The sequence below is a fragment of the Paraburkholderia kirstenboschensis genome (genome assembly GCF_032806925.1).
GTDB lineage: Bacteria > Pseudomonadota > Gammaproteobacteria > Burkholderiales > Burkholderiaceae > Paraburkholderia > Paraburkholderia kirstenboschensis.
In genome coordinates, this window is the sequence record NZ_CP136513.1 from 2355367 (window position 1) to 2379785 (window position 24419).

The 24419-nt window shown below is 62.6% G+C and carries 22 protein-coding genes; 16 read left to right on the plus strand and 6 right to left on the minus strand.

Features of this window, described 5'->3' with window-relative positions:
• Nucleotides 1-76: 76 nt before the first annotated feature.
• Complete coding sequence (locus RW095_RS33175; protein ID WP_317020126.1) at nt 77-1249, minus strand: UbiH/UbiF family hydroxylase; 1173 nt, start codon at nt 1247-1249, stop codon at nt 77-79.
• 258 nt (nt 1250-1507) lie between these two features.
• Between RW095_RS33175 and ychF the strand changes: the two genes are divergently transcribed.
• The 8 genes from ychF to RW095_RS33215 all read left to right on the plus strand — a co-directional run bounded on the left by ychF (nt 1508) and on the right by RW095_RS33215 (nt 11174).
• Nucleotides 1508-2602 (plus strand): redox-regulated ATPase YchF, encoded by a 1095-nt coding sequence (gene ychF / locus RW095_RS33180; RefSeq protein ID WP_128595887.1) that lies wholly within the window; start codon nt 1508-1510, stop codon nt 2600-2602.
• Between the two features lie 521 nt (nt 2603-3123).
• Complete coding sequence (ugpB, locus tag RW095_RS33185; protein WP_128588298.1) at nt 3124-4458, plus strand: sn-glycerol-3-phosphate ABC transporter substrate-binding protein UgpB; 1335 nt, start codon at nt 3124-3126, stop codon at nt 4456-4458.
• Between the two features lie 149 nt (nt 4459-4607).
• On the plus strand, nt 4608-5492 hold the full coding sequence (gene ugpA, locus RW095_RS33190; RefSeq protein ID WP_317020127.1) for a sn-glycerol-3-phosphate ABC transporter permease UgpA: 885 nt from the start codon (nt 4608-4610) through the stop codon (nt 5490-5492).
• Nucleotides 5489-6334, plus strand: coding sequence for a sn-glycerol-3-phosphate ABC transporter permease UgpE (gene ugpE / locus RW095_RS33195; protein ID WP_317020128.1), 846 nt, complete (start codon nt 5489-5491; stop codon nt 6332-6334). The genes ugpA and ugpE overlap by 4 nt, the downstream gene beginning before the upstream one ends.
• Before the next feature lie 96 nt (nt 6335-6430).
• Nucleotides 6431-7519 carry a sn-glycerol-3-phosphate import ATP-binding protein UgpC gene (locus RW095_RS33200; protein ID WP_317020129.1) on the plus strand — a complete coding sequence of 363 codons (1089 nt, stop codon included), beginning with the start codon at nt 6431-6433 and terminating at the stop codon, nt 7517-7519.
• Nucleotides 7520-7552: 33 nt separating this feature from the next.
• The gene (locus RW095_RS33205) at nt 7553-7852 is read left to right on the plus strand and encodes a DUF3761 domain-containing protein (RefSeq protein WP_317020130.1); all 300 of its coding nucleotides are present in this window, start codon (nt 7553-7555) and stop codon (nt 7850-7852) included.
• A gap of 270 nt (nt 7853-8122) precedes the next feature.
• On the plus strand, nt 8123-9790 hold the full coding sequence (ettA, locus tag RW095_RS33210) for an energy-dependent translational throttle protein EttA (RefSeq protein WP_128588293.1): 1668 nt from the start codon (nt 8123-8125) through the stop codon (nt 9788-9790).
• A 259-nt stretch (nt 9791-10049) separates the two neighbouring features.
• Nucleotides 10050-11174 (plus strand): DUF748 domain-containing protein, encoded by a 1125-nt coding sequence (locus RW095_RS33215; RefSeq protein ID WP_317020131.1) that lies wholly within the window; start codon nt 10050-10052, stop codon nt 11172-11174.
• Between the two features lie 133 nt (nt 11175-11307).
• On the opposite strand, the gene RW095_RS33220 is transcribed toward RW095_RS33215, so the two are convergent.
• The 3 genes from RW095_RS33220 to RW095_RS33230 are packed head-to-tail and all read right to left on the minus strand — an operon-like array spanning nt 11308 to nt 14071.
• Nucleotides 11308-11931, minus strand: a complete 624-nt coding sequence (locus RW095_RS33220; RefSeq protein WP_317020132.1) for an HAD family hydrolase — start codon at nt 11929-11931, stop codon at nt 11308-11310.
• Between the two features lie 42 nt (nt 11932-11973).
• Nucleotides 11974-13788, minus strand: coding sequence for an aminopeptidase P family protein (locus RW095_RS33225; RefSeq protein WP_317020133.1), 1815 nt, complete (start codon nt 13786-13788; stop codon nt 11974-11976).
• A gap of 19 nt (nt 13789-13807) precedes the next feature.
• Nucleotides 13808-14071 carry a hypothetical protein gene (locus RW095_RS33230; RefSeq protein ID WP_128587795.1) on the minus strand — a complete coding sequence of 88 codons (264 nt, stop codon included), beginning with the start codon at nt 14069-14071 and terminating at the stop codon, nt 13808-13810.
• 201 nt (nt 14072-14272) lie between these two features.
• On the opposite strand from RW095_RS33230, the gene RW095_RS33235 reads away from it, so the two are divergent.
• The 7 genes from RW095_RS33235 (at nt 14273) to RW095_RS33265 (ending at nt 20503) form a co-directional block, all read left to right on the plus strand.
• Nucleotides 14273-14983 (plus strand): response regulator transcription factor, encoded by a 711-nt coding sequence (locus RW095_RS33235; RefSeq protein WP_317020134.1) that lies wholly within the window; start codon nt 14273-14275, stop codon nt 14981-14983.
• A 65-nt stretch (nt 14984-15048) separates the two neighbouring features.
• A complete protein-coding gene (gene hemA / locus RW095_RS33240) occupies nt 15049-16335 on the plus strand; it encodes a glutamyl-tRNA reductase (protein ID WP_317020135.1) in 1287 nt (428 codons plus the stop codon).
• A 118-nt stretch (nt 16336-16453) separates the two neighbouring features.
• On the plus strand, nt 16454-17536 hold the full coding sequence (gene prfA / locus RW095_RS33245) for a peptide chain release factor 1 (RefSeq protein WP_128587803.1): 1083 nt from the start codon (nt 16454-16456) through the stop codon (nt 17534-17536).
• 6 nt (nt 17537-17542) lie between these two features.
• Nucleotides 17543-18412 carry a peptide chain release factor N(5)-glutamine methyltransferase gene (gene prmC, locus RW095_RS33250; protein WP_317020136.1) on the plus strand — a complete coding sequence of 290 codons (870 nt, stop codon included), beginning with the start codon at nt 17543-17545 and terminating at the stop codon, nt 18410-18412.
• A 138-nt stretch (nt 18413-18550) separates the two neighbouring features.
• Nucleotides 18551-18862, plus strand: a complete 312-nt coding sequence (grxD, locus tag RW095_RS33255; protein WP_006052757.1) for a Grx4 family monothiol glutaredoxin — start codon at nt 18551-18553, stop codon at nt 18860-18862.
• Nucleotides 18863-18902: 40 nt separating this feature from the next.
• Nucleotides 18903-19502 carry a UbiX family flavin prenyltransferase gene (locus RW095_RS33260; protein WP_317020137.1) on the plus strand — a complete coding sequence of 200 codons (600 nt, stop codon included), beginning with the start codon at nt 18903-18905 and terminating at the stop codon, nt 19500-19502.
• A gap of 215 nt (nt 19503-19717) precedes the next feature.
• Nucleotides 19718-20503 (plus strand): DODA-type extradiol aromatic ring-opening family dioxygenase, encoded by a 786-nt coding sequence (locus tag RW095_RS33265; protein ID WP_317020138.1) that lies wholly within the window; start codon nt 19718-19720, stop codon nt 20501-20503.
• Nucleotides 20504-20621: 118 nt separating this feature from the next.
• On the opposite strand, the gene RW095_RS33270 is transcribed toward RW095_RS33265, so the two are convergent.
• Nucleotides 20622-22217: an APC family permease gene (locus RW095_RS33270; protein WP_317020139.1), complete on the minus strand. Its 1596-nt coding sequence runs from the start codon at nt 22215-22217 to the stop codon at nt 20622-20624.
• A 429-nt stretch (nt 22218-22646) separates the two neighbouring features.
• Here RW095_RS33270 and RW095_RS33275 point away from each other — a divergent pair, with 429 nt between their 5' ends.
• The gene (locus tag RW095_RS33275) at nt 22647-22850 is read left to right on the plus strand and encodes a cold-shock protein (RefSeq protein ID WP_007180251.1); all 204 of its coding nucleotides are present in this window, start codon (nt 22647-22649) and stop codon (nt 22848-22850) included.
• A gap of 114 nt (nt 22851-22964) precedes the next feature.
• Here the strand turns inward: RW095_RS33275 and RW095_RS33280 are convergent, their stop codons facing one another.
• Nucleotides 22965-24215, minus strand: a complete 1251-nt coding sequence (locus RW095_RS33280) for an Hsp70 family protein (protein WP_317020140.1) — start codon at nt 24213-24215, stop codon at nt 22965-22967.
• Nucleotides 24216-24419 lie beyond the last annotated feature (204 nt).

A 24419-nucleotide genomic window follows, 5' to 3' on the forward strand; every position in this document is an offset into this window, starting at 1 on the left:
CATCTGTGCGTTCATGATACCTGTCTCACCGACGCGGCATGCCGCGCCGGGTTGAAGCGGGATTGCAGTCCGCCTTTCAGCCGAGCGCGGCCGACACGAGCCAGCGCTTGATGAACGGCTGTGCGCCGACGAAAGCCATGCCGCTATTGCGCACGATCCTGGCCAACGGACCGGGTACGGAAAACAGTTTTTGCAGGCCGTCGGTGGCGATCATCAGTGCACGAATGTCTTCGCGGCGCGCGCGTTCGTAGCGCCGCAGCAGCACCATGTCGCCGAGATCGCGGAACGACTCCTTGGCCGCGACCGTATCGGCAAGCGCGGCGACGTCGCGCAAACCGAGGTTCATGCCCTGCCCCGCGAGCGGGTGGATCAGATGCGCGGCGTCGCCGACCAGCGCGACGCGCGGCGCCACCAGACGGTCCACGGTTTGCAGCGCGAGCGGAAAGCCTTGTGCCGGCGTCACGCAGTCGAGGCCGCCAAGCTGGCGGCCCGTGACGCGCTCCACTCCTGCTGCGAGCTGGGCCGGATCGAGCGCGATCAGTCGCTCGGCGTGCTCCGTGCGCGCCGACCACACGAGCGACACATGACCGTCAGGCATAGGCAGCAGCGCGATGATCTCGCCGTCCTTGAACCATTGATAAGCAGTCTCGCCGTGCGGTTTCTCGGCCTTGAAGTTCGCGACGACGCCGGTCTGCCGGTAGTCGCGCCGGTTCATCTTCGAGCCGATCTGAGCGCGCACCCACGAATGCGCGCCGTCCGCGCCGACCAGCAGATCCGCCGCGAGCACGCTGCCGTTCGCGAGACCGACGCTCGCGCTGTCGGCGGTGAAATCGAGCGCCTGGGCGCGGCTGTCGATCCACGTGAGGTTCGGCTGGAAGCGCAGCGCCGCATCGAGCGCGCGCTCGATCACCGACGACTCGACGATCCACGCCAGTTGCGGCACCGAAGCCTGAAACGCGGAGAAATGCAGCTCGGCGTGGGCGTCGCCAAAGACGCGCATGTCGTAGACGGGACCGAGCCGCGCCAGGTCGAGTGCCTGCCAGACGCGCAAGCGCTCGAGCAACGCCTGCGAACTCGACGACAACGCATACACCCGCGAGTCGAACGAAGCGCCGGCGGGCAGCGGCGCGCAGGGCTGCGCGAGCAGCGCAATGCGCAGTCCGCCTTGCGTGAGCGCAAGCGCCGCGGTCTTGCCGACCAGCCCACCGCCGATCACGGCGGCATCGAAAGTCTGATGGTGTGCGTTCATCCGCGCATTATAGCTGCGGGGTTGCGGGGGACGGACCGGGCGCGCAGCTTTCTGAAGCCACGTCAAGAAGCCGATTGGAACGGGTTACAATTACGTTTTCCGTGACCAAACTCGCCCAGAATCGTCGAGGCAACGCCCGCTCTGGTGTCGCGTCCCGCTCCGCTGCGTTTCCCTTTGCCGCCAAACGCGAAGGCTTCCCGAATCCTGCACACAGCGTCGAGCGCATCACGCAATTTACTGAATCACTGAAGGATTTCCATGAGCCTCAAATGCGGCATCGTCGGCTTGCCTAACGTCGGCAAGTCCACTCTGTTCAACGCGCTGACCAAGGCGGGCATCGCTGCCGAGAACTATCCGTTCTGCACGATCGAGCCGAACGTCGGCATCGTCGAAGTGCCGGACGCGCGCCTGAAGGCGCTCGCCGAAATCGTCAAGCCCGAGCGCATTCTGCCTGCGGTCGTCGAATTCGTGGACATCGCCGGTCTGGTGGCGGGCGCGAGCAAGGGCGAAGGCCTCGGCAACCAGTTTCTCGCGAACATCCGCGAAACCGATGCGATCACGCACGTTGTCCGCTGCTTCGAAGACGAGAACGTGATTCACGTCGCCAACAAGATCGATCCGCTGTCGGATATCGAAGTCATCAACACCGAACTGGCGCTCGCCGACCTCGCAACGGTCGAAAAGGCGCTCGCGCGTTATTCGAAGGCCGCCAAGTCGGGCAACGACAAGGAAGCCATCAAGAACGCCGCCGTGCTGGAAAAGGTGCGTGCTCAACTGGATCAGGCCAAACCGGTCCGCGCGCTCGATCTGTCGGACGAAGAAAAGGCAACGCTCAAGCCGTTCTGCCTGATCACGGCGAAGCCCACCATGTACGTCGCGAATGTGAAGGAAGACGGCTTCACGAATAATCCGCATCTGGACGCGGTTGCGAAGTTCGCGGCGTCGGAAAACGCGCCGGTGGTCGCCGTCTGCGCGGCAATCGAAGCGGAAATCGCCGACCTCGAAGAAGCGGACATGGAAGTGTTCCTCGCCGACATGGGCATGGAAGAGCCGGGCCTGAATCGCGTGATTCGCGCCGGCTTCAAGCTGCTCGGCTTGCAAACCTACTTCACGGCTGGCGTGAAGGAAGTGCGCGCATGGACCATTCATGTCGGCGACACGGCGCCGCAAGCTGCGGGCGCGATCCACACGGACTTCGAGCGCGGCTTCATTCGCGCGCAGACCATTTCTTTCAACGACTACATCGCCTATAAGGGCGAACAAGGCGCGAAAGAAGCCGGCAAAATGCGCGCCGAAGGCAAGGAATATGTCGTGCACGACGGTGACGTGATGAATTTCCTGTTCAACGTGTAAAGTCCGGCGCTCGCCCGCGAGCGTCTGCCAGCCGATAGCTGGCCCTGCCGCCGCGCGTGGCTCCCGCCTGACATGCATGTCACAAAGCCCGCTTCGCGCGGGCTTTGTGCTTTTTGCGGGCCGCGGAAGTGTCTGGCAACGCTCTGCAGTCCGTCCAGAGCGCGCCTGCATTCGCTTGCGGGTCCAGCTGTCGCCTCGGGCTCACCTCAAGCCGTCGAGTGTCGGATTCATCCGCAAGTGTTTCAATTTCATGACATGCGATGTTAAATTGCGGCATCCGGCGCCACAGTGAAAGCGACGCCGGACTGTCATCGAACACAAATAGAATCGCGCGATTCGCAATTGCGCCCCTTCCGTACCATCTTTCACGGGATCGGAGTAAGCGTTGAAGCGCCAACTCCCATCGACCGCTTTGCATGGGATGGGAGTAGGCGCTAAAGCGCCAACTCCCATCGACCGCTTTGCATGGGATGGGAGTAGGCGCTAAAGCGCCAACTCCCATCGACACAGGAGACTAATCGATGAGTTTGAAGCCGCTGTTCCGTTCGCTTTCCGTTGCCGCCGTGCTGAGCGCCGGCATCATGGGCACCAGCCAGACGGCCCAAGCCGCCACGGAAATCCAGTTCTGGCACGCAATGGAAGCCGCACTGGGCGAACGTCTGAACGACATCGCCAACGCATTCAATGCGTCGCAATCGGATTACAAGATCGTGCCGGTGTTCAAGGGCACCTACGACCAGACGCTTGCCGCCGGCATCGCCGCATACCGCAGCGGCAACGCGCCGGCCGTGCTGCAAGTCTACGAAGTCGGCACCGCGACCATGATGCAGGCGAAGAAGGCTGTCATTCCCGTATCGGAAGTGTTCAAGCAAGCCGGCGTGCCGCTAGACGGAAAAGCGTTCGTGCCGACCATCGCCAGCTATTACAGCGACGCCAAAAGCGGCCAGTTGCTCTCGATGCCGTTCAACAGCTCGACGCCGGTTCTCTACTACAACAAGGATGCGTTCAAGAAAGCCGGCCTCGATCCGAACCAGCCGCCGAAGACATGGGCCGAATTGCAGGTCGACGCGCAGAAGCTCAAAGCCTCTGGCATGGCGTGCGGCTATTCGTCGGGGTGGCAAAGCTGGATCCAGTTGGAGAATTACAGCGCGTGGCATGGCGCGCCGTTTGCGTCGAAGAACAATGGTTTTGACGGCGCCGACGCGCAACTCGAATTCAACAAGCCGTTGCAGGTCGAGCACATCCAGTTCCTGCAGAACATGCAAAAGGAAGGCACGTTCACCTACGTTGGCCGCAAGGACGAACCGGTCTCGAAGTTCTACAGCGGCGATTGCGGGATCATCACCAACTCGTCGGGCTCGCTTGCCACGATCAAGAAGTACGCGAAGTTCAACTTCGGCACCGGCATGATGCCTTACGACGCGAACGTGAAGGGCGCGCCGCAGAACGCGATTATCGGCGGTGCGAGCTTGTGGGTGTTGGCGGGCAAAGACCCGGCTGTCTACAAGGGTGTGGCGAAATTCCTGTCGTATCTGTCGTCGCCGCCGGTCGCCGCAAAGTGGCATCAGGACACGGGCTATCTGCCGGTCACGACCGCCGCTTATCAGTTGACGCAGCAACAAGGCTTCTACGAGAAGAACCCAGGCAGCGACACCGCCATCAAGCAGATGCTCAACAAGCCGCCGCTGCCGTACACGAAGGGCTTGCGTCTGGGCAACATGCCGCAGATCCGCACGATCATCGACGAAGAACTCGAACAGGTGTGGGCTGAGAAGAAAACGCCGCAACAGGCGCTCGACTCAGCGGTTTCGCGTGGCGACGAGTTGCTGCGGCGCTTCGAAAAAGCCGGCAGTTAAGCGCAGTAGCGGCCAGCGCAGCCCATGCGGCCCATGCGGCAATAAGGGCGAACAACCGCGACCCGGCGCAAAAAAAGCATAAAGCCAGTCGGCAGGGTTTCGGCGCAGTCGCGTCGAAACCCGCTTGCAGCACACCTTGGGAATCTTCGATGGAAAAGCGCTCCCGCTTCGGCACCAGTCTGCTGCCCTACCTGCTCGTCGCGCCGCAACTGGCGATCACGGCGCTGTTCTTCCTGTGGCCCGCAGGCGAAGCGCTGTGGCAATCCACGCAAAGCCAGGACGCGTTCGGCACGTCGAGCGAATTTGTCGGGCTCGCCAACTTCCGGCAACTTTTCGCCGATCCGCTCTACCTGTCATCGTTCAACACGACGCTGATTTTCTGTGCGCTCGTCACCGTGTCCGGCCTCGTCATCTCACTGCTGCTGGCCGTCTGCGCCGACCGCGTCACGCGCGGCGCGAAGGCTTATCAGACGCTGCTGATCTGGCCGTATGCGGTCGCGCCGGCAATCGCAGCCGTGTTGTGGTCGTTTCTGTTCAACCCAAGTATCGGCCTCGTCACATTTGCACTCGCAAAGTACGGCATCGTCTGGAATCACGCGCTCAATGCGGGACAGGCGATGTCTCTCGTCGTGCTCGCATCGGTCTGGAAGCAGGTCAGCTATAACTTCCTCTTCTTCTATGCAGGCTTGCAGGCGATTCCGCGCTCGTTGATCGAAGCCGCGGCCATCGACGGCGCCGGTCCCGTGCGGCGCTTCTTCGGCATCGCGCTGCCGCTGTTGTCGCCGACCAGCTTCTTCCTGCTGGTCATCAACATCACCTACGCATTCTTCGACACGTTCCCGGTGATCGACGCCGCGACCGGCGGCGGTCCCGCTCAATCGACCCGCACGCTCATCTACAAGATTTTCGCGGAAGGCTTCCAGGGACTCGACATCGGCAGTTCCGGCGCGCAGTCGGTGATCCTGATGGTGATCGTCGTCGCGTTGACGGTCGTGCAATTCCGCTTTATCGAACGCAGGGTTCAATACTCATGATTGAAAACCGCCGCGGTTTCGACCTCTTCTGCCACGCGGTGCTGATACTCGGCGTCGCGTTGGTGGTGTTTCCGGTGTACGTCGCGTTCTGCGCGGCGACCATGAGCGAACACGAAGTGTTCACCGTGCCGCTCTCGCTCGTGCCCAGTTCGCATCTCTTCGGAAACGTCGCGACGGTCTGGGCGCACGGCAGCGGGAACGCGGCGGCGCCGTTCGGCCGCATGCTGTTCAACAGCCTCGTCATGGCGCTTGCCATTGCTATCGGCAAGATCGCCGTGTCGATGATCTCCGCTTTCGCGATCGTGTTTTTCCGCTTTCCGTTTCGCAATCTGTCGTTCTGGCTGATCTTCATCACGTTGATGCTGCCGGTCGAAGTACGCATTTTTCCGACCGTGCAAGTCGTCTCGTCGATGCACCTCAGCAATACGTATAGCGGTTTGACGTTGCCGCTGATCGCCTCGGCCACTGCCACGTTTTTATTCCGCCAGTTCTTCATGACCTTGCCCGATGAGTTGATGGAAGCCGCGCGCATCGACGGCGCGGGCGCCATGCGCTTCTTCTGGGACGTCGTGCTGCCGCTGTCCAAGACCAACATGGCGGCGCTTTTCGTGATCACGTTTATTTATGGCTGGAATCAATATTTGTGGCCGATTCTGATTACGAGCCAGCAGTCGCTGACGACCGCCGTGGTCGGCATCAAGAGCATGATCGCGTCCGGCGACACCGCAACGGAATGGCATCTGGTGATGACGGCGACGCTGCTCGCCATGCTGCCGCCGCTCGCGGTCGTGCTGACCATGCAACGCTGGTTCGTGCGCGGACTCGTGGATGCGGAAAAATGACCGCGCGCGCCGGGCGCATCAACGCATCAACGCATCAACGCACTTGCGCCGAACAGGCAACAGATAAACGACACGCAAACGAAGGGCTAAAACCGCATGGCTGCACTGACACTGCAAGGCGTTAAAAAAACCTACGACGGCAAACAGTTCGTGTTGCACGGCATCGACGTCGACGTGAACGACGGCGAGTTCGTCGTGATGGTCGGGCCATCGGGTTGCGGCAAATCCACATTGCTGCGGATGGTTGCGGGGCTCGAGCGCATTTCCGAAGGAAGCATCTCGATCGCCGGCAAAGTCGTCAACGAGCTGGAGCCGAAAGACCGCAACATCGCGATGGTGTTTCAGAACTACGCGCTCTATCCGCACATGAGCGTGGCGGAGAACATGGGCTACGCGTTGAAGATCGCGGGCGTCGACCGGGCGCAGATCGCGCAGCGCGTGAACGCCGCCGCGCAGATTCTCGAACTCGAACCGCTGCTGCAACGCAAGCCGCGCGAGCTGTCGGGCGGACAGCGTCAGCGTGTGGCTATGGGCCGCGCGATCGTGCGCGAACCCGCCGTGTTTCTGTTCGACGAACCGCTATCCAATCTCGATGCGCGTCTGCGCGTGCAAATGCGGCTCGAAATCCAGCGTCTGCACGCGCGGCTCGCGACCACAAGCCTGTACGTGACGCACGATCAGATCGAAGCAATGACGCTGGCGCAACGTGTGATCGTGATGAACAAGGGTCACGCGGAGCAGATCGGCGCCCCAACCGAAGTCTACGAGCGGCCCGCAACGGTGTTCGTCGCCGGCTTCATCGGTTCGCCCGGCATGAATCTGCTGGAAGGCCGCGTGTCCGACGACGGTTCCACTTTCGACGTGGCGGGCAACGGTCCGCAACTGCCGCTCGCCGGCGCCGCGTCGATTGGCCGCGAAGTCGCCAACGGACGCGAGTGGACGCTCGGCATTCGACCCGAGCACATGAGCCCGGGTCAGGCCGATGCGCCGCATGCAACGCTCACCGTCGATTCATGCGAGTTGCTCGGCGCGGACAATCTCGCGCACGGACGCTGGGGCAAGCACGACGTGACGGTGCGATTGCCGCACGCGCACCGGCCGGCCGCCGGCGAAGCGCTGCAGGTCGCGCTGCCCGCCCCGCATCTGCATTTCTTCGATCCGGCCAGCGGGCGGCGGGTCAACTGACACGCGCGGCCACAACAACAATCCATAAAAATCATGCAACGCATTGGCTTGAAAACCGCTCGCGGCAGCGTCGCTGTTCTGGCCGCGCTGTTGGTCGGCATGCCGCCGGCTTTTGCTTATGTGGCGCCGGGTACGACGCCCAACGAAGCCGATCTCAGCAATCACAACACCTACACCAATCGCGACGGCAACACGGTCCATGCGCCTGCGCGGTCGCTGTCGGGCAAGGCGCCTGAAGGCGCGACGGCGCGCTGCCGCGACGGCAGCTACAGTTTCAGCCGGCATCACAGCGGCACGTGCTCTAGACACGGCGGCGTAGCCAGCTGGCTGTGAATCGCGCGGAGCCCCGCAGGAATTCGCCACCGCGCGAGCCCCGCTGCCGCCGCGCGCTCATGCCGAAGTACAATGCCATCTGCACACGGCCCGCGCGCGGCGTCGGTGAGCAGGACACCGCGCTGGACACCGCGCTCGACACCGCGCCGGCCGGCGGCGGGCACTCCGCCCGGTCATGACATCGCCGTAACACCGCCGTGGCACCGGTTACCTATCCACCCACGACTGCCCGCCCCCTCGCGGCCGGCGTCGCCAACGTCTCGCAAGCAAATGGCCCAATACGTCTTCACCATGAATCGGGTCGGCAAGATCGTGCCGCCCAAGCGTCAAATCCTGAAAGACATCTCGCTGTCCTTTTTTCCCGGCGCGAAGATCGGCCTGCTCGGCCTGAACGGCTCGGGCAAGTCGACGCTGATCCGCATCATGGCCGGTGTGGACAAGGACATCGAAGGCGAAGCCACGCCAATGCCGAACCTGAACATCGGCTATCTGCCGCAGGAACCTCAGCTCGACCCGAACAAGACGGTGCGCGAAACCGTTGAGGAAGGTCTGGGCGACGTGTTCAACGCGCAGAAGAAACTCGACGAAATCTACGCGGCCTACGCGGAGCCCGACGCCGACTTCGACGCGCTCGCCGCCGAGCAGGCAAAGTACGAAGCGATTCTCGCGACAACCGACGGCGGCAGCGCCGAACAGCAGATCGAAATCGCCGCCGACGCGCTGCGCCTGCCGGCGTGGGACGCGAAGATCGAACATCTGTCGGGCGGTGAAAAGCGCCGCGTCGCACTGTGCAAGCTGCTGCTCGAAAAGCCGGACATGCTGCTGCTGGACGAGCCGACCAACCACCTCGACGCCGAATCGGTCGACTGGCTCGAACAGTTCCTCACGCGCTTTCCCGGCACCGTCGTCGCGGTCACACACGATCGCTACTTCCTGGACAACGCGGCCGAGTGGATTCTCGAACTCGACCGCGGCCACGGCATTCCGTGGAAGGGCAACTACAGCAGCTGGCTCGATCAGAAAGAAGAACGCCTGAAGCAGGAAGAGTCGTCGGAATCGGCGCGTCAGAAAGCGATCAAGAAGGAACTGGAGTGGGTGCGCCAGAATCCGAAGGGCCGTCAGGCGAAGTCGAAGGCGCGTATCGCTCGCTTCGAGGAACTGAACAGCCAGGACTACCAGAAGCGTAACGAAACGCAGGAGATCTTCATTCCGGTCGGCGACCGCCTCGGCAATGAAGTGATCGAATTCAAGAACGTCACCAAGTCGTATGGCGACCGTTTGCTGCTCGATAACGTCAGCTTCAAGATTCCGGCGGGCGCGATCGTGGGCATCATCGGTCCGAACGGCGCGGGTAAGTCCACGCTGTTCCGCATGCTGACCGGCCGCGAAGAACCCGATTCGGGCGAGATCGTGAAGGGCCCGACCGTGAATCTCGCTTACGTCGATCAAAGCCGCGACGCGCTGGACCCTTCGAAGACAGTGTTCGAAGAAATCTCCGGCGGTGCGGATGTGCTGACGGTCGGCAAGTATGAAACGCCGTCGCGTGCGTACATCGGCCGCTTCAACTTCAAGGGCGGGGATCAGCAAAAGATCGTCGGCAATCTGTCGGGCGGCGAGCGCGGCCGTTTGCATCTCGCGAAGACGCTGATCGCGGGCGGTAACGTGCTTCTGCTTGACGAACCGTCGAACGACCTCGACGTGGAAACGCTGCGCGCGCTCGAAGACGCATTGCTGGAATTCGCCGGCTCAGTGATGGTGATCTCGCACGATCGCTGGTTCCTCGACCGCATCGCCACGCACATTCTCGCGTTCGAAGGCGATTCGCAAGTCACGTTCTTCGACGGCAATTACCAGGAATACGAAGCGGACAAGCGTGCGCGCCTTGGCGAAGAAGCCGCGCGTCCGAAGCGTCTGCGTTACAAGCCGATTACGCGCTAGGACTCGCCGCGTAAAAAGTAGCTGCGGCCTGCTCGTCGGGAGACGGGTGGGTTGCTTCAGGCGGCCCGCGTCGGCAGTACTCCGATTCGCTTGGCAGCAATTTCGACCCTATAGCGGCCACAAACGCGACACGTCGGCGGCCTGGCGACGGGGCACAGCCATTGCTTCCCGTGGCGTGCTAAGTGTCGTTTCGCGCAACGCGTCACGACGCGCGCATCCGTCACAGCCACGCCGCGCACACGGCGACGAGGAGGCAAGCATGGCAATGTCGAAGGGCCAACGCTGGATCGTTGCCGTGGGCAGCGTGCTCGTCGTGCTCGTCGTCATTGCGCTCGGCGCGCTGCAATACGCGCAGCGTGAAGTGAAAGAGCGCGTGATGGCGGCGCTCGGTCCACTGGGCAGCGCGCAAAGCATCGACGTCGGCCTGACCTCGGTCCATCTCACCAACGTACTGTTGAAGGCGCCGCCGGGCTGGCCGGCCGGCGATCCATTGAGAGCCGACGAAATCATTCTCACGCCGGACATCCGCGACCTGCTTGCGCGGCGCATGCATGTTCGCAGTGTCGTCGTGCGCGGTTTCGATGTGGCGGTGCTGCGCACTCAAACCGGCACGATCCGTCTGCTGCCGAATTTGCGACAGTCGGTCAACAGCGCCAACGACGAGGCGAGCGGTGCCGCCGCGCACTCCACGCCGCGCGAAAAACAGGTCGATCACATCAGCCTGGAGCAGGGCCGCTTCCATTTCTACGACATGACCGTCGGTCCGCCCGCCTACAAGGTGACGGTGAGCAACGCAAATGCGACGGTCGACAACGTTCATCTGCCGGCCCTCACCGAGCCGACCAACGTCAGTGTCCGCGGCTCGATCAAAGGGCCGTCGCACACGGGCACGGTCACATTCGGCGGATGGATCAAGATCGCCAGCAAGGACTCGCAAACGACAAGCACACTGCGCGGCGTCGACGTCGTGATGCTCGATCCTTATCTCGTGAAGAAAGCCGGGGCAGAGGCGCGGGTGACGGGCGGCACAGTGGACCTGAGCATCGAGTCGTCGGTGCGCAACTATCAGTTGCATGCGCCGGGCACGATCACGGTACACCAGCTGCAACTCGCGGACACCGGCAGTCCGCTCGACACGTTCATGTCGATTCCGACGAAAGCCGCCGTCGCCGCACTCAAGGCCCGCAACGGCGACATCACGCTGCACTTCGTGCTGGACGGTAACTTACGCGATCCGAAATTCTCAGTGCAGGAAGGCTTGACGACTCGCATCGCCGCAGGCTTCGCGAAAGCGCTGGGCGTCAGTGTGGAAGGCGTGGCGAAAGGCGCGGGAGAAACCGTGAAGGGATTGGGTAATGCTTTGAAGAATTTGCTCGGGCAGTAGACTTCGCGCAACAAGAAGCGCGTTACTGGTGAGGGCCGAAGCTGAGACTGAGGCCGACGCCCGCGCGACTCGCGGCGGCAAAAAACCGCTAACGCAAATCGCGTACTGCCTTGCGCCAGCGGCACCTGCCTCGTCAGACCGGCAAACCCAGTTCGCGCAGTTTCGCTTCTGTTTGTGGGGCGTTAGTGTGATGCACGCCATGCCAGCCGAGTGCGGTGGCGGCTGCGGCGTTCTTCGGGTTGTCGTCGATAAACACTAATTCGCCCGGCTCGACGCCGGGCAGTTGCGCGTCAATCCGCTCGCGCATTGCCGTAAAAATCGCCGGATCGGGTTTCACCAGCCCCACGCGACCGGAGACGACAATGTCTCGAAAGCGCCGCAGCACCGGGTAGTGCTCCCACGCATACGGAAAGGTCTCAGCCGACCAGTTCGTCAGACCGAAAAGCGGGACCTCCGCGGCTTCGAGCTTTTCCATGATCGCCACGCCGTCTTCCAGCACGCCGGCCACCATCTCGTGCCAGCGCTCATAGAACGCGCGGATCAGCGCTTCATGATCGGGAAACCGGGCGACGAGTTCTTCCGTCGCCTCGACGATCGGCTGGCCGCCGTCCTGACGAATCACCCAATCCATCGAGCAGACGTGTGTCAGGAACCAGCGTCGCTCGGCTTCGTCCGGAATCAGTTGCCGGTAAAGATATTCGGGACTCCAGTCGATCAGCACGCCGCCGAAATCGAACACGACTGCCTTGATGGCCATGCGCTCTCCGTAGCTATGCGGTTGCGGTTGCGGTTGCGGCGCTCACACCGGCTGCGTGCGCAGCTCGAGCCATGCCTTCGCGTCACCGGAAACATGCGGCGACAGACGCGCGCGCACCGTCTCGTGATAGTCGTTCAGCCACGCGCGCTCGTCGTCGCGCAGCAGCGACAGGTCGAGACAACGCGTGTCGATCGGGCAAAGCGTCAGCGTCTCGAACTTGAGGAAGTCGCCGAATTCCGTCTGGCCGGCGGGCACGTTCAGCACCAGGTTCTCGATGCGCACACCCCACTTGCCCGGCCGATAGATGCCCGGTTCGACCGAAGTGATCATGCCTTCTTCCATCGCCGTCCACGATTCGGCAGGCGCGTAGTGCGAGATCACTTGCGGGCCTTCGTGCACGTTCAGGAAATAGCCGACGCCATGACCGGTGCCGTGACCGTAATCGGCGCCTGCTTCCCAGATCGGCGCGCGAGCGATCGCGTCGAGCATCGGCGAACGGATGCCGCGCGGAAACCTGGCGCGCGACAACGCCATGGTGCCTTTGAGCACGATCGTGAAATCGCGCCGCTGTTCGTCGCTGACGGTGCCGATCGGCACGACGCGCGTGATGTCGGTCGTGCCGCTCAGATACTGCGCGCCGGAGTCGATCAGCAACAGGCCGTTGCCTTCGATCACCGCATGTGATTCGTTGGTGGCGCGATAGTGCGGCATCGCACCGTTCGCGTTGAAGCCGGCAATGGTCGCAAAGCTAAGCGACACGAAACCGGGACGACGCGCGCGCGCCGCGGTCAGACGTTCGTCGATAGTGAGCTCGGTGATCGTCTCACGGCCCAGTGCGCCTTCGAACCACGCGAAGAATTCCGCGAGCGCGGCGCCGTCCAGCTCCATGGTCTCGCGTACGTGCCTGGCCTCTGCCTCGGTCTTGCGCGACTTGAAGAACGTGGACGGGTTGACTGCCTCGACTACTTTTACCGTCGACGGCACCGATTGCAGCGAGCCATATGTAATACGGCGCGGGTCGATTAGCAGCGTGCTGCCGCCGGGCAGCGCAGCGAGAGCCTCGGCGGCTTTCGCATACGGCTCGACGCTGACGCCGTCGCGTGCAAGTGCCTCGGCGAGCGCCTGCGGCACCTTGCCGTCGGCAATGAAAAGCGACGCTCGGTTTTCGCCAATCAGCGCGTGCGCCACGAAGACCGGGTTATAGCTGACGTCGGCGCCCCGCAGATTCAGCAGCCACGCGAGGTCGTCGAGCGTGGAAATGAAGTGCCATTGCGCGCCCATCCCCGCCATCGCCCGGCGGACCTGCGCAAGCTTTTCCGAACGCGCGACGCTTGCATGCGGCGCCGCGTGCTCGAACACGGCTGCAGCCGGCAGCGACGGACGCTGCGGCCAGATCGCGTCGAACAGATCGACGTCGGTGCGCAGCTTCACGCCGCGCGCCGTGAGCGCCTGGGTCAGGGCCCGCGCCGCCGCCACGCCTAGCACGGCGCCGTCCACACCGACCGCGCCGCCGGGCGCAACGTTCTGCGCGAGCCATTCGAAATGCGGCGCGGTTTGCTGACCGCCCGTCATTTTCATGAGCTGAACGCCGGTGCCGGCCAGTTGCGCGTTGGCCTGCTCCCAATAGCGGCTGTCCGTCCAGACGCCGGCGAAGTCTGCAGTGACGACGAGCGTGCCCGCCGAGCCGGTGAACCCGGAAAGCCATTCCCGCCCCTGCCAACGCCCAGGCAGATATTCGGACAAATGCGGATCCGCCGACGGCACCAGGTAAGCAGCGACGCCTTCGCGCGCCATCGCGCTGCGCAAGGTGGCGAGCCGTTCGGGGATGGGAGAGGTATGGGGAAGTCGGGCATTCATGGAAGTCACCTGCAAATATTCATCGACGGGAAAGCAATCCGACCGTCACGGCGACGGCGATCATGGCGACGGCCGTGCAAACAGGCCATTCGAGCGTCTCACCATCATGGAAAAGGCCAATCACATTGCCGGCCATGCGCGCGACGCTCGCGCCCACTATCCCGGCAAGTACCGCCACCCACAAGCGGGCGCGGCTCGAGCGGTTCAAGCGGCGCAGCGGATGCAACCACCACCCCGCGAAACCGATTGCTGCTCCCAGCACTACGATTCCGGGCCAGCCCATTAGCGGCCGGTCTCGCGCAGTTTCGGATTTGTCTCATGGGCGCGAGGCTCGACGACAGCTAGCATTTTTGTCTCTTTCTTGAAAAAATCAGCACGGCGCTTTCCGCACAGCGGTTGAGTTTAGGGGTCGGGGTGACGTTAGGCAAGCTGTAGGCCTTACGGAAAAGCCTGGTTCCTGGCCGTCGTCGAGCTCAACGCGCCCATGCGAATTGCCCTTATCGAGCCGGACACGAGTCATGCCAAACTGGTCACACGGCTTGTTTTCGCCGGCGGCCACGTCTGTCAGCACTTCACTACCAGCGCCCCCTTCCTCGAACAGGCCGCAGATCAGTTCTTCGATCTGCTGATCACCGAAAACTGGGCCGGCGATCATTCCGCCGAAGACGTAATCGCGCACGCCCGCGCGATCCTGCCGAGCCTGCCGGTTATCGTGTTGATGACGGAGCCGCGCGAAAGCCAGATCGTCGCCGTGCTCCACGCGGGCGCCGACGACTGCGTGACCAAACCGGTCCGTGGGCCCGAGACGCTCGCGCGAGTAGACGCGCTGCTGCGGCGCGCGGGACTGCGCCGGCCGCCCAATCGCCGGCACGACGTGATTCGCGGCTATGAGTTCGATACCGCGAACTTCGTCGTGACGTTCCGTCACCGCACGGTCACGCTGACGCCGAAGGAATTCCGCTTCGCGCTGCTGCTGTTCTCCAACCTGTCGCGGCCCGTGTCGCGCGCGCACATCCTCGAAACCGTGTGGGCGCGCCGCCGCGACGTAAAGTCGCGCACCGTAGACACGCATGCGTCGCGCGTGCGGTCGAAGCTGGAACTGCGCCCGGAACTCGGCTATTCGCTGACGCCGCTCTACGGCTACGGTTATCAACTGGACGCATTCCCGCCGGAAGCGGTTGTCGCGTCCGGCTGACCGCGCGTCACAATGTAAGAATCGTGAAAACGCTATAATATCGAGCTAAACCATAGCTCCCCAGAATGCAGCTCCTAACGATCGGAATCAATCACCACACTGCGCCTGTCGCCTTGCGCGAACGCGTGGCGTTTCCGCTCGAACAGATCAAGCCTGCATTGGACACTTTCAAAAGCGTCTGGCACGGAGCCACAGCCCGCACTGCGCCTGAAGCGGCAATTCTGTCCACCTGCAATCGCACCGAACTCTATTGCGCGACCGACGATCAGGCCGTGCGCGAAGCCGCGATCCAGTGGCTGTCCCGTTACCACAACCTGCCCATCGAGGAACTTGCGCCGCACGTCTACGCGCTGCCGCAATCCGAAGCCGTGCGCCACGCGTTTCGGGTCGCTTCGGGCCTGGATTCAATGGTGCTGGGTGAGACGCAAATCGTCGGACAAATGAAGGACGCCGTTCGCACGGCATCTGAAGCCGGAGCGCTCGGCACCTATCTGAACCAGTTGTTTCAGCGCACGTTCGCCGTGGCGAAGGAAGTGCGCAGCACGACCGAAATCGGCGCGCAGTCCGTTTCCATGGCCGCGGCCGCGGTCCGGCTGGCGCAGCGCATCTTCGACAAGGTGTCGAACCAGCGCGTGCTGTTTATCGGCGCCGGCGAAATGATCGAGTTGTGTGCCACGCACTTTGCCGCGCAGCAACCGCGCGAACTCGTGGTCGCCAACCGCACGGCTGAGCGCGGCACGCGGCTCGCCGAGCGCTTCAACGGCCGCGCCATTCCGTTGTCCGACCTGCCGACTCGCATGCACGAGTTCGACATCATCGTGTCGTGCACGGCTTCCACGTTGCCGATCATCGGTCTCGGCGCAGTCGAGCGCGCGGTGAAAGCTCGCCGCCATCGGCCCATTTTCATGGTCGATCTGGCGGTTCCGCGCGACATCGAACCGGAAGTCGGCAAGCTGGAAGACGTGTTCCTGTATACCGTCGACGACCTCGGTGCAATTGTCCGCGAAGGCAATGCGTCGCGGCAGGCCGCGGTTGCGCAGGCCGAAGCGATCATCGAAACGCGCGTGCAGAATTTCATGCAGTGGCTCGAGGCGCGCAGCATCGTGCCGGTGATCCGTCATATGCATACGCAAGCCGACGTGCTGCGCCGCGCCGAAGTCGAACGCGCGCAGAAAATGCTCGCGCGTGGTGACGATCCCGCCGCGGTGCTGGAGGCGCTGTCGCAAGCGCTCACCAACAAGCTGATCCACGGTCCGACCCACGCGCTGAACCGCGCGAGCGGCGAAAACCGCGACACGCTCATCGAATTGATGAGCGGATTCTACAAACACTCCGGTTCCACCGAGCGTTAGCGGCGCGCACGCCGCCTGTCCGCGCCGCTCGCAAGTGGCCCGCGACGTGCTTCTGCCCCGGGCATCCGCCCACTTCCTAGTTGTCGTCCCTGCCGGAGCCCGCTCCGATACCCGCCTGATGAAAACGAGCATGCAACGCAAGCTCGACCAGCTGACTACCCGGCTGGCCGAACTTAACGACCTGTTGAGCCGAGAGGACATCACAGCGAACCTCGACCAGTATCGCAAGCTCACGCGCGAACACGCCGAGCTCGGGCCTGTCGTCGAGCAATACGCGCTCTGGCGCCAGGCCATGCACGACGCTGCCACCGCGCAGGAACTGCTGTCGGATGCTTCCATGCGCGAGTTCGCGGAAGAGGAAATTCGCGCGGCCCGCGAGCGGATGGAACAACTCGGCGGCGAATTGCAGAAAATGCTGCTGCCGAAAGACCCGAACGACGACCGCAACATCTTCCTCGAAATTCGCGCGGGGACGGGCGGCGACGAGTCCGCGCTTTTCGCCGGCGATCTTTTGCGTATGTATCTGCGTTATGCCGAGCGTAATCGCTGGCAGGTCGAGATGATGTCGGCAAGCGAATCGGACTTGGGCGGTTATAAAGAAGTGATCGTGCGAATCGCTGGCGAAGCCGCCTATTCGAAGCTCAAGTTCGAGTCCGGCGGCCACCGCGTGCAGCGCGTGCCGGCAACGGAAACGCAGGGCCGCATTCACACGTCCGCGTGTACGGTGGCCGTGATGCCCGAGGCGGACGAAATCGGCGAGGTCGAAATCAATCCGGCGGATCTGCGCATCGACACGTTCCGCGCGTCCGGCGCCGGCGGTCAGCACATCAACAAGACGGATTCGGCCGTGCGCGTTACGCATTTGCCGACGGGAATCGTCGTCGAATGTCAGGACGACCGTTCACAGCACAAGAACAAAGACCGCGCACTGAAAGTGCTGGCGGCCCGCATCAAGGACAAGCAGTCGCACGAGCAGCAGGCAAAAGAAGCCGCCACGCGGAAGAGTCTGATCGGCTCCGGCGATCGCTCCGAGCGGATTCGCACCTACAACTTCCCGCAAGGACGTCTGACAGACCACCGGATCAATCTGACGCTGTATCGCCTCGACGCGATCATGGACGGTGACCTCGACGAACTGATCGGTGCACTCGTCAGCGAGCATCAGGCCGAGCTGCTCGCCTCGCTCGGCGACGCGGACTAAGCACCCATGACGTCGAAAGCGCCAGCCGATCGCGACAGTGCGGCCACGCCCGCCGCGCTGTTGCGCGCCTCGCCGCTTCCGCCGCTGGAAGCGAGGGTTCTGCTCACGCATGTGCTCGGCTGGCGGCAAACGCAATTGATCACGCGCGCCGACGAAGCGCTTGATAGCGCATCTGTTCAGTGCTATCTCGCATTGCAAGCGCGTCGCGTAGCGGGCGAGCCGGTGGCGCAGCTAGTCGGCATCCGCGAATTTTTCGGGCTTGAATTAGAGGTCACGCCGCATGTGCTGATTCCCCGTCCCGAAACCGAATTGCTGGTCGAAACGGCACTCATCGCGATGGAAAACCTCGCACGCCCGCGCGTGCTCGATCTCGGCACCGGCACGGGCGCGATTGCGGTGGCGATCGCGTCGATGCGTCCCGACGCACAAGTCAGCGCGCTCGACCGTTCGGCGGAGGCACTCGCCGTCGCCGCGCGCAACGCCGCTCGCCTGCTCGATCGGAAACGGCCAGGCGGCGCCGTGACGTTCGCACAAAGCGACTGGTACGACTCGCTCGACGCGTCACTTCGGTTTGACGTGATAGTCAGCAATCCGCCGTATATCGCGAGCGGCGACCCGCATCTGTCGCAGGGCGATCTGCGCTATGAACCGCGCGGCGCGCTCACCGACGAAGCCGACGGCCTCGGCGCGATCCGTGCGATCGTCGCTGGCGCGCCTCGTCGTCTCGCCGCGAACGGCGTACTGTGGATGGAGCACGGCTACGATCAGGCTGAAGCTGTGCGCGCGCTTCTGGTCGCGCAAGGTTTCACGCAGGTCCAATCGGAGCGCGATCTTGCAGGCATCGAGCGGATCAGCGGCGGGCGGCTCGCTGACTGACCAAGCCTGGCCTCACCCGCCAGAGCCGTTGCAATAGCCGCGACGAGCGAATGGACAAACTGGCCGTCGGCTGGCGCAAGCGAAATCCGCTATCATTTCAGCCTATTCCCTACACATACCGGAACCGCAAGGTCAGTCATGGATACGCAACAACGCATCAAGCAAATCGTCGACGAAAACAACGTCGTGCTCTTCATGAAGGGCAGCGCCCAGTTCCCGATGTGCGGCTTTTCGGGCCGCGCGATCCAGATTCTGAAGGCATGCAACGTCAACGAATTCAAGACGGTCAACGTGCTCGAAGACGATGAAGTCCGTCAGGGCATCAAGCAATTCTCGAACTGGCCGACCATTCCGCAGCTTTACGTGAAGGGCGAATTCGTCGGCGGCTCGGACATCATGATGGAAATGTACGAATCGGGCGAATTGCAGCAACTGTTTGCCGCAGCCTGAACGTCTACGTCGAAGCTGCTCTGAGAAGGCGCCGCGAGCCATGGAAACACGCGCTGCGGCGCCCCGCCGGCTGATTGTCGCGATCACCGGCGCGACGGGCGCGATTTACGGCGTCCGCCTGCTGCAGACGCTTCGCAAGCTGGGCGGTGTTGAAAGCCATCTGCTGATTTCCAGCGCCGGGTGGCTCAACATTCAGCACGAACTCAAGCTGGGCAAGCAAGACGTCCATCCGCTCGCCGATGTAGTCCACTCGGTGCGCGACGTCGGCGCGAGCATCGCGTCCGGCTCTTTCGCGACGGACGGCATGGTCGTCGCGCCGTGCTCGATGAAAACGCTCGCGAGCGTCGCGCACGGCCTCTCCGACGATCTGATCACCCGTGCCGCCGACGTCACCCTCAAGGAGCGCCGCCGGCTCGTGCTGCTCGTGCGCGAAACGCCGTTCAATCTCGCGCATTTGCGCAATATGACGGCGGTCACCGAAATGGGCGGCGTGATTTTTCCGCCCTTGCCTGCTTTTTACAACCAGCCCGTCACCATCGACGAGATGGTCGATCACACGATCGCCCGCGTGCTCGATCTGTTCGCGCTCGGGCCCGCCTTGTCGCCTGCGTGGGCGGGACTGCGCGGCGCTGACGAGTAAATCCCCGGCGAGCTTCGCGTACGGACAGGCGGCAGGCAGGTTTTCACGGTTCTCAAGACGCGCTTGCCGGAATGACAGCCCGCAGCGCTCGCTGTCGATGATTGCCAATGGCTGGAAGACAATCAAATCCCGTTTGAGCCGTTTATCAAACCGCGGTGCGGCTCTATATTGACAGTAACCGAACTTCCGGGCGCGCCTCGCGGCGCGCCGCTGCCATGAACCGCTTACCGTCGCTTTTCCTTTCCCACGGCGCGCCGACGTTGCGGATCGACCCCTCGCTGCCGTCCGCTGAATTTGGCGTGCTGAGCTCGCAATTGGCGCGTCCTGAGGCCGTGTTGATGTTGTCAGCCCACTGGGGCACGACGCAGCCGGTTGCGAGCACATCGACAGAACCGGAAACCATCCACGACTTTTACGGGTTTCCGCGCCAGCTGTACGAAATTCAGTACCCGGCGCCGGGCGCGCCCGATCTGGCGCGACGTGCGGCCGTTTTGCTCGGCGATAACGGCATTCACGCCGACGCGCAGCCACACGGGCTCGACCACGGCGCATGGGTGCCGATGCTGCTGATGTTCCCCGACGCCGATGTGCCCGTCGCACAGCTGTCAATCCAGCCGCAACTCGACGCCGAACATCATTTTCGCGTCGGCCGCGCGTTGCGATCGCTGAGGGACCAAGGCGTGATGGTGATCGGCTCCGGGCAGATCACGCACAATCTGCGCGCCGCTGATTTCTCCGCGCGCCCCGAAGATGCCGACCCGCGCGTCGCCGAGTTCACCGACTGGTTTGAAGCGAAGCTCGCTGCGCATGACATCGACGCGTTGCTCGACTACCGCCGTCAGGCGCCGCACGCCGTGCTGATGCATCCGACCGACGAGCACCTCCTGCCGGTATTCGCCGCGCTCGGTGCGGCCGACGACGATTATTCGCTGACGGTTCAATCGCTCGGCACGTACCAGCGTTCGCTTGCGATGACGAATTACGTGTTTGGGACGGCCTGAGCGGCGACACGGTCGCCCGCGTCGCAAGACAAGACCGCTGCAAAACGAAAAACCCGCCTGAGCAGAACTCGGGCGGGTTTTTTTGTCACGCCGGACCTTGCACGGTCCGGGCAGCGTCTTAATGCGCGCCTATTCCCTCGAGAACTTCGTCGTGCGTCTGACGCTCTTCCAGGTACTCCGAGCGGTAGCCGCTGTTCACGCCCCAGTAATAGAACACGAGCGAGAACGCAATCACGACCAGCATATCCCAGCCGTACGGCAGGATGCCGTGGCCGCCGAACTCCTTGCTGCCGATCAGCGACAGAATCGCCATCACCGGCAGATACGCGACCAGCCACCATGCCGCCTTCAGATCGCGGCCCCAGCCGGCGAAGCCAGACTTTGCCTGGAAGTAGAAGTACACGGGCAGCGCGACGACCATCAACAGGATGATCTCGCCGGTCAGCGGCCATTTGGCCCAGTACAGAATCAGCGACGCGCACACGAACGCGAACGGTGCGATCACCTGCATGCCCGGAATATGCAACGGGCGCTCGAGGTCGGTCGCCGCGCGGCGCAGCGCCATCAGGCTGATCGGGCCGGTCAGGTACGAAATCACGGTCGCAACGGAAATCACCGCCGCGAGCGAACTCCAGCCGCGGAAGAAAAACAGGAAGATGAACGAGACCAGCAGGTTGAACCACATAGCCGGCCGCGGCACGCCGTAGAACGGATGCACGTTGCCGAAAATCTTCGGCATGGTGTTGTTGCGCTCCATCGCGTAGATCATGCGCGTGGTGGTCGCCATGTAGGTCGTGCCGGTGCCGCTCGGGCTGACGAACGCGTCGACGTACAGCAGAATGGCCAGCCAGTTCAGATTCAGCGCGATCGCCAGTTCCGCGAACGGCGAAGCGAAGTCGAAATGGCTCCAGCCCTTCATTACGTCGCCAGGGCTCACCGCGCCGATATACGCGATCTGCAGCAGCACATAGATCACCAGCGCGAGCAGAATCGAGCCGATCACCGCGAACGGCACGCTCTTCGCCGGATTGCGCGCTTCACCGGCGAGGTTGATCGGGCTCTGGAAACCGTTGAACGCGAACACGATGCCGCTCGTTGCGACCGCGGTCAGCACAGACGACCAGCCGTACGGCGCGAACGTGCTTGCTTCACCAAAGTTTTCCTTATGAAAGCCGGTCAGCATCAGGCCGAGAATCGTCGCGCCGGGAATCAGGAACTTGAAGATCGTGATCGCCGAGTTGGCACGCGCGAAGAGTTTCACGCCCCAGTAGTTCAGCAGGAAGTAGATGATCACGAGGGCCGCCGAGAGCAGCAGCCCGTTCGTAGTTAATGAGCCGTCGACGAATAGCGCGTGCGCCCAGTCGTACGGCCACGTGCTCATGTATTGAATGGATGCCTCGGCTTCAATCGGAATCACCGAAACGATCGCGATCCAGTTGGCCCACGCGCTAATGAAACCGACCAGCGCGCCGTGCGAATACCGCGCGTAACGCACCATGCCGCCGGACTCCGGGAACATGGCGCCGAGTTCGGCGTAGGTCAGTGCGATAGCGAGAATCACGACAGCGCCGATAATCCATGCGCAGATCGACGCCGGGCCCGCGATTTTCGCGGCCTTCCAGGCGCCGAACAGCCAGCCGGAGCCGATGATCGAACCCAGGCCGGTCAGCATGAGTGCGAACGGCCCGATGTTCCGTTGTATAGAACTTTTCACGTCTTCTCCTGTTTCAGAACCATGTCGGCACCCCATGACCGGCGCTCGTGGCGCTGAAAACGGGTGACACGCATGTATGCGCGACGGTTGTCCAACGGGTGCAACCGGCGCGGGCGCGTAGTTTAACGGTTGCACCCGGCGCCTGCAGTGAATCTAAGGGTTCTCCCTAGCAAAAAAGACACCCGTCCAGCAAGCTTTGTAAGCAACTTTTCATCGCGCTATCCCGAATTTTTGTAAAGTTGTCGGCGGAGTGTTGACCTTCTCTCGAAATCGCCGTATAACGTTCGGGCAGGATTTCAAGCGGCGAGTGAATTGGTCTTTCGTAGTTCGCCCATCAACGGTACTCCGGTTGGTCCCATTACCCCCTTCCTTGATTTTCATGCACCCATTGGGCTTCGGCCTTATTTACCATCTTTAGGAACAAGTAATATGGAAACCGGTACCGTCAAGTGGTTCAATGACGCAAAGGGCTTCGGCTTTATCACGCCTGACGGCGGCGGCGAAGATCTGTTCGCGCATTTCTCGGAAATCCGCACGGAAGGCTTCAAGACGCTGCAAGAGAACCAAAAGGTTACGTTTGAAGTGAAGACGGGCCCGAAGGGCAAGCAAGCTGCTAACATCAAGCCGGTGTAAGCGCTACGCTGCTTCCTTCTGGACGCGAAAAACCCCGCCTTGGCGGGGTTTTTTTATATCGGTCGGCTTTGCAAACGGTGATTATCTTCGCAGTATGCGAGCAGTGATTCGCGGTTATGCGAACACGCGTTGCGCGTGAATACCAAGTCCAGTTGCGACACTCGCAAGACGATCGCCGAATACTGCTTCTGCATCCGGAAATGCCTGCGCCAATGCGCCGGATAGAAACGCGAGCCCGGTCGAGCCGCCCGTGAAGTAAATCGCGCTCACGTCGCGAATGGAAACACCGGCGGCCTGCACCGTATCGCGCGCGGCCGCTACGATGCGGCGCGTTTCGTCCTGACCCGCTTCGATAAGCTGCGCCTCGTCGAATGCGAGACGCAGATCGTCTTCCACTTCGTCCAGGTCGATCACGGTTTCGCCGCCCGCCGCGACGCCGATCTTCGCTTCTTCCGCATGGGCCGCGAGCGCGTGCCCAAGGCGCCGCTCCACCACGCGCATCAGACGGTCATGGTGCTTGACCTCGGTGAACAGGTGCCGCATGAGCCCCAGTTCGCTGACGCGCTTCGGCGCATAAACGGTGTTGATCAGATGCCAGGTCGCGAGATCGAAATAGACGCGGTTCGGAATCTCGCGGCCTTCCGGATCGAGCGTCTGGTAGCCGAGTTCGCGCAGAATCGTCGTCAATTCGACGCGGCGGTCGAAGTCCGTGCCCGCGACGTGCACGCCGTGGTGAGCGAGCACATCGTCCTTGCGCTCCACACGCTTCATTCGGTCGGGGCCGACGCGCACAAGCGAAAAGTCCGATGTACCGCCGCCGATGTCGGCCACCAGCACCAGCCCTTCTCGCGTGAGACGCGATTCGTAGTCGAATGCGGCGGCGATCGGCTCAAACTGGAAGTGAATGTCCCGCAAACCGACCGCGCGCGCCGCCGTTTCTAGCTGCTTCTGCGCCATCTGATCCGCGCGCGGATCGTCGTCGACGAAGAAAACCGGGCGGCCCAGCACCGCGCGGTCAATCGGCGCCCCGGCGCTTTTTTCCGCAGAGCGCTTCAGATGGTCGAGGAAAATCGCGATCACATCTGTGTACTTGATGGCGGAGCCGTCGCCGAGATCCGTCGAGTTGTCGGCAAGCGGCGAGCCCAGGATGCTTTTCATGGAGCGCATCAGCCGGCCGTCGAAACCGTCGATGTACGCCGCAAGCGCCGCACGCCCGAATTCGCGGGTGTCTTCGTCGGTATTGAAGAAAACCGACGTGGGCAGCGTCGTATAGGCGCCTTCGACCGGCGCGAGCCTGAGCGCCGTGCCGTCGGGAACGGCTACGGCCGAGTTGGAAGTACCGAAGTCAATCGCGCAATAGTTCATGGCAGGAATCGCCGCTAACGGCTGGCGCGGACAGGAAGGGGGAGCGGCTTTGTATCACGAAAGCCGGATCAGCATCAACTTGCCAATAGAACCGCAAGCCCCAGTTGGCGGAATACGAATTGCTGACTCCTGCTGTCTGGGTGCCGAACTCAGGTGTCGAAGTCAGGCGCCGAACTCAGATGCCAAACTCGGATGCCACACTAA

Coding starts and splice junctions, on each gene's coding strand:
- prfA (WP_128587803.1), top strand. CDS start 16,454: ATGAAAACGAGCATGCAACGCAAGCTCGACCAGCTGACTACCCGGCTG.
- ugpB (WP_128588298.1), top strand. CDS start 3,124: ATGAGTTTGAAGCCGCTGTTCCGTTCGCTTTCCGTTGCCGCCGTGCTG.
- RW095_RS33200 (WP_317020129.1), top strand. CDS start 6,431: ATGGCTGCACTGACACTGCAAGGCGTTAAAAAAACCTACGACGGCAAA.
- RW095_RS33265 (WP_317020138.1), top strand. CDS start 19,718: ATGAACCGCTTACCGTCGCTTTTCCTTTCCCACGGCGCGCCGACGTTG.
- RW095_RS33275 (WP_007180251.1), top strand. CDS start 22,647: ATGGAAACCGGTACCGTCAAGTGGTTCAATGACGCAAAGGGCTTCGGC.
- grxD (WP_006052757.1), top strand. CDS start 18,551: ATGGATACGCAACAACGCATCAAGCAAATCGTCGACGAAAACAACGTC.
- ugpA (WP_317020127.1), top strand. CDS start 4,608: ATGGAAAAGCGCTCCCGCTTCGGCACCAGTCTGCTGCCCTACCTGCTC.
- prmC (WP_317020136.1), top strand. CDS start 17,543: ATGACGTCGAAAGCGCCAGCCGATCGCGACAGTGCGGCCACGCCCGCC.
- RW095_RS33225 (WP_317020133.1), bottom strand. CDS start 13,788: ATGAATGCCCGACTTCCCCATACCTCTCCCATCCCCGAACGGCTCGCC.
- RW095_RS33205 (WP_317020130.1), top strand. CDS start 7,553: ATGCAACGCATTGGCTTGAAAACCGCTCGCGGCAGCGTCGCTGTTCTG.
- RW095_RS33230 (WP_128587795.1), bottom strand. CDS start 14,071: ATGGGCTGGCCCGGAATCGTAGTGCTGGGAGCAGCAATCGGTTTCGCG.
- ychF (WP_128595887.1), top strand. CDS start 1,508: ATGAGCCTCAAATGCGGCATCGTCGGCTTGCCTAACGTCGGCAAGTCC.
- RW095_RS33280 (WP_317020140.1), bottom strand. CDS start 24,215: ATGAACTATTGCGCGATTGACTTCGGTACTTCCAACTCGGCCGTAGCC.
- hemA (WP_317020135.1), top strand. CDS start 15,049: ATGCAGCTCCTAACGATCGGAATCAATCACCACACTGCGCCTGTCGCC.
- ugpE (WP_317020128.1), top strand. CDS start 5,489: ATGATTGAAAACCGCCGCGGTTTCGACCTCTTCTGCCACGCGGTGCTG.
- ettA (WP_128588293.1), top strand. CDS start 8,123: ATGGCCCAATACGTCTTCACCATGAATCGGGTCGGCAAGATCGTGCCG.
- RW095_RS33215 (WP_317020131.1), top strand. CDS start 10,050: ATGGCAATGTCGAAGGGCCAACGCTGGATCGTTGCCGTGGGCAGCGTG.
- RW095_RS33235 (WP_317020134.1), top strand. CDS start 14,273: ATGCGAATTGCCCTTATCGAGCCGGACACGAGTCATGCCAAACTGGTC.
- RW095_RS33175 (WP_317020126.1), bottom strand. CDS start 1,249: ATGAACGCACACCATCAGACTTTCGATGCCGCCGTGATCGGCGGTGGG.
- RW095_RS33260 (WP_317020137.1), top strand. CDS start 18,903: ATGGAAACACGCGCTGCGGCGCCCCGCCGGCTGATTGTCGCGATCACC.
- RW095_RS33220 (WP_317020132.1), bottom strand. CDS start 11,931: ATGGCCATCAAGGCAGTCGTGTTCGATTTCGGCGGCGTGCTGATCGAC.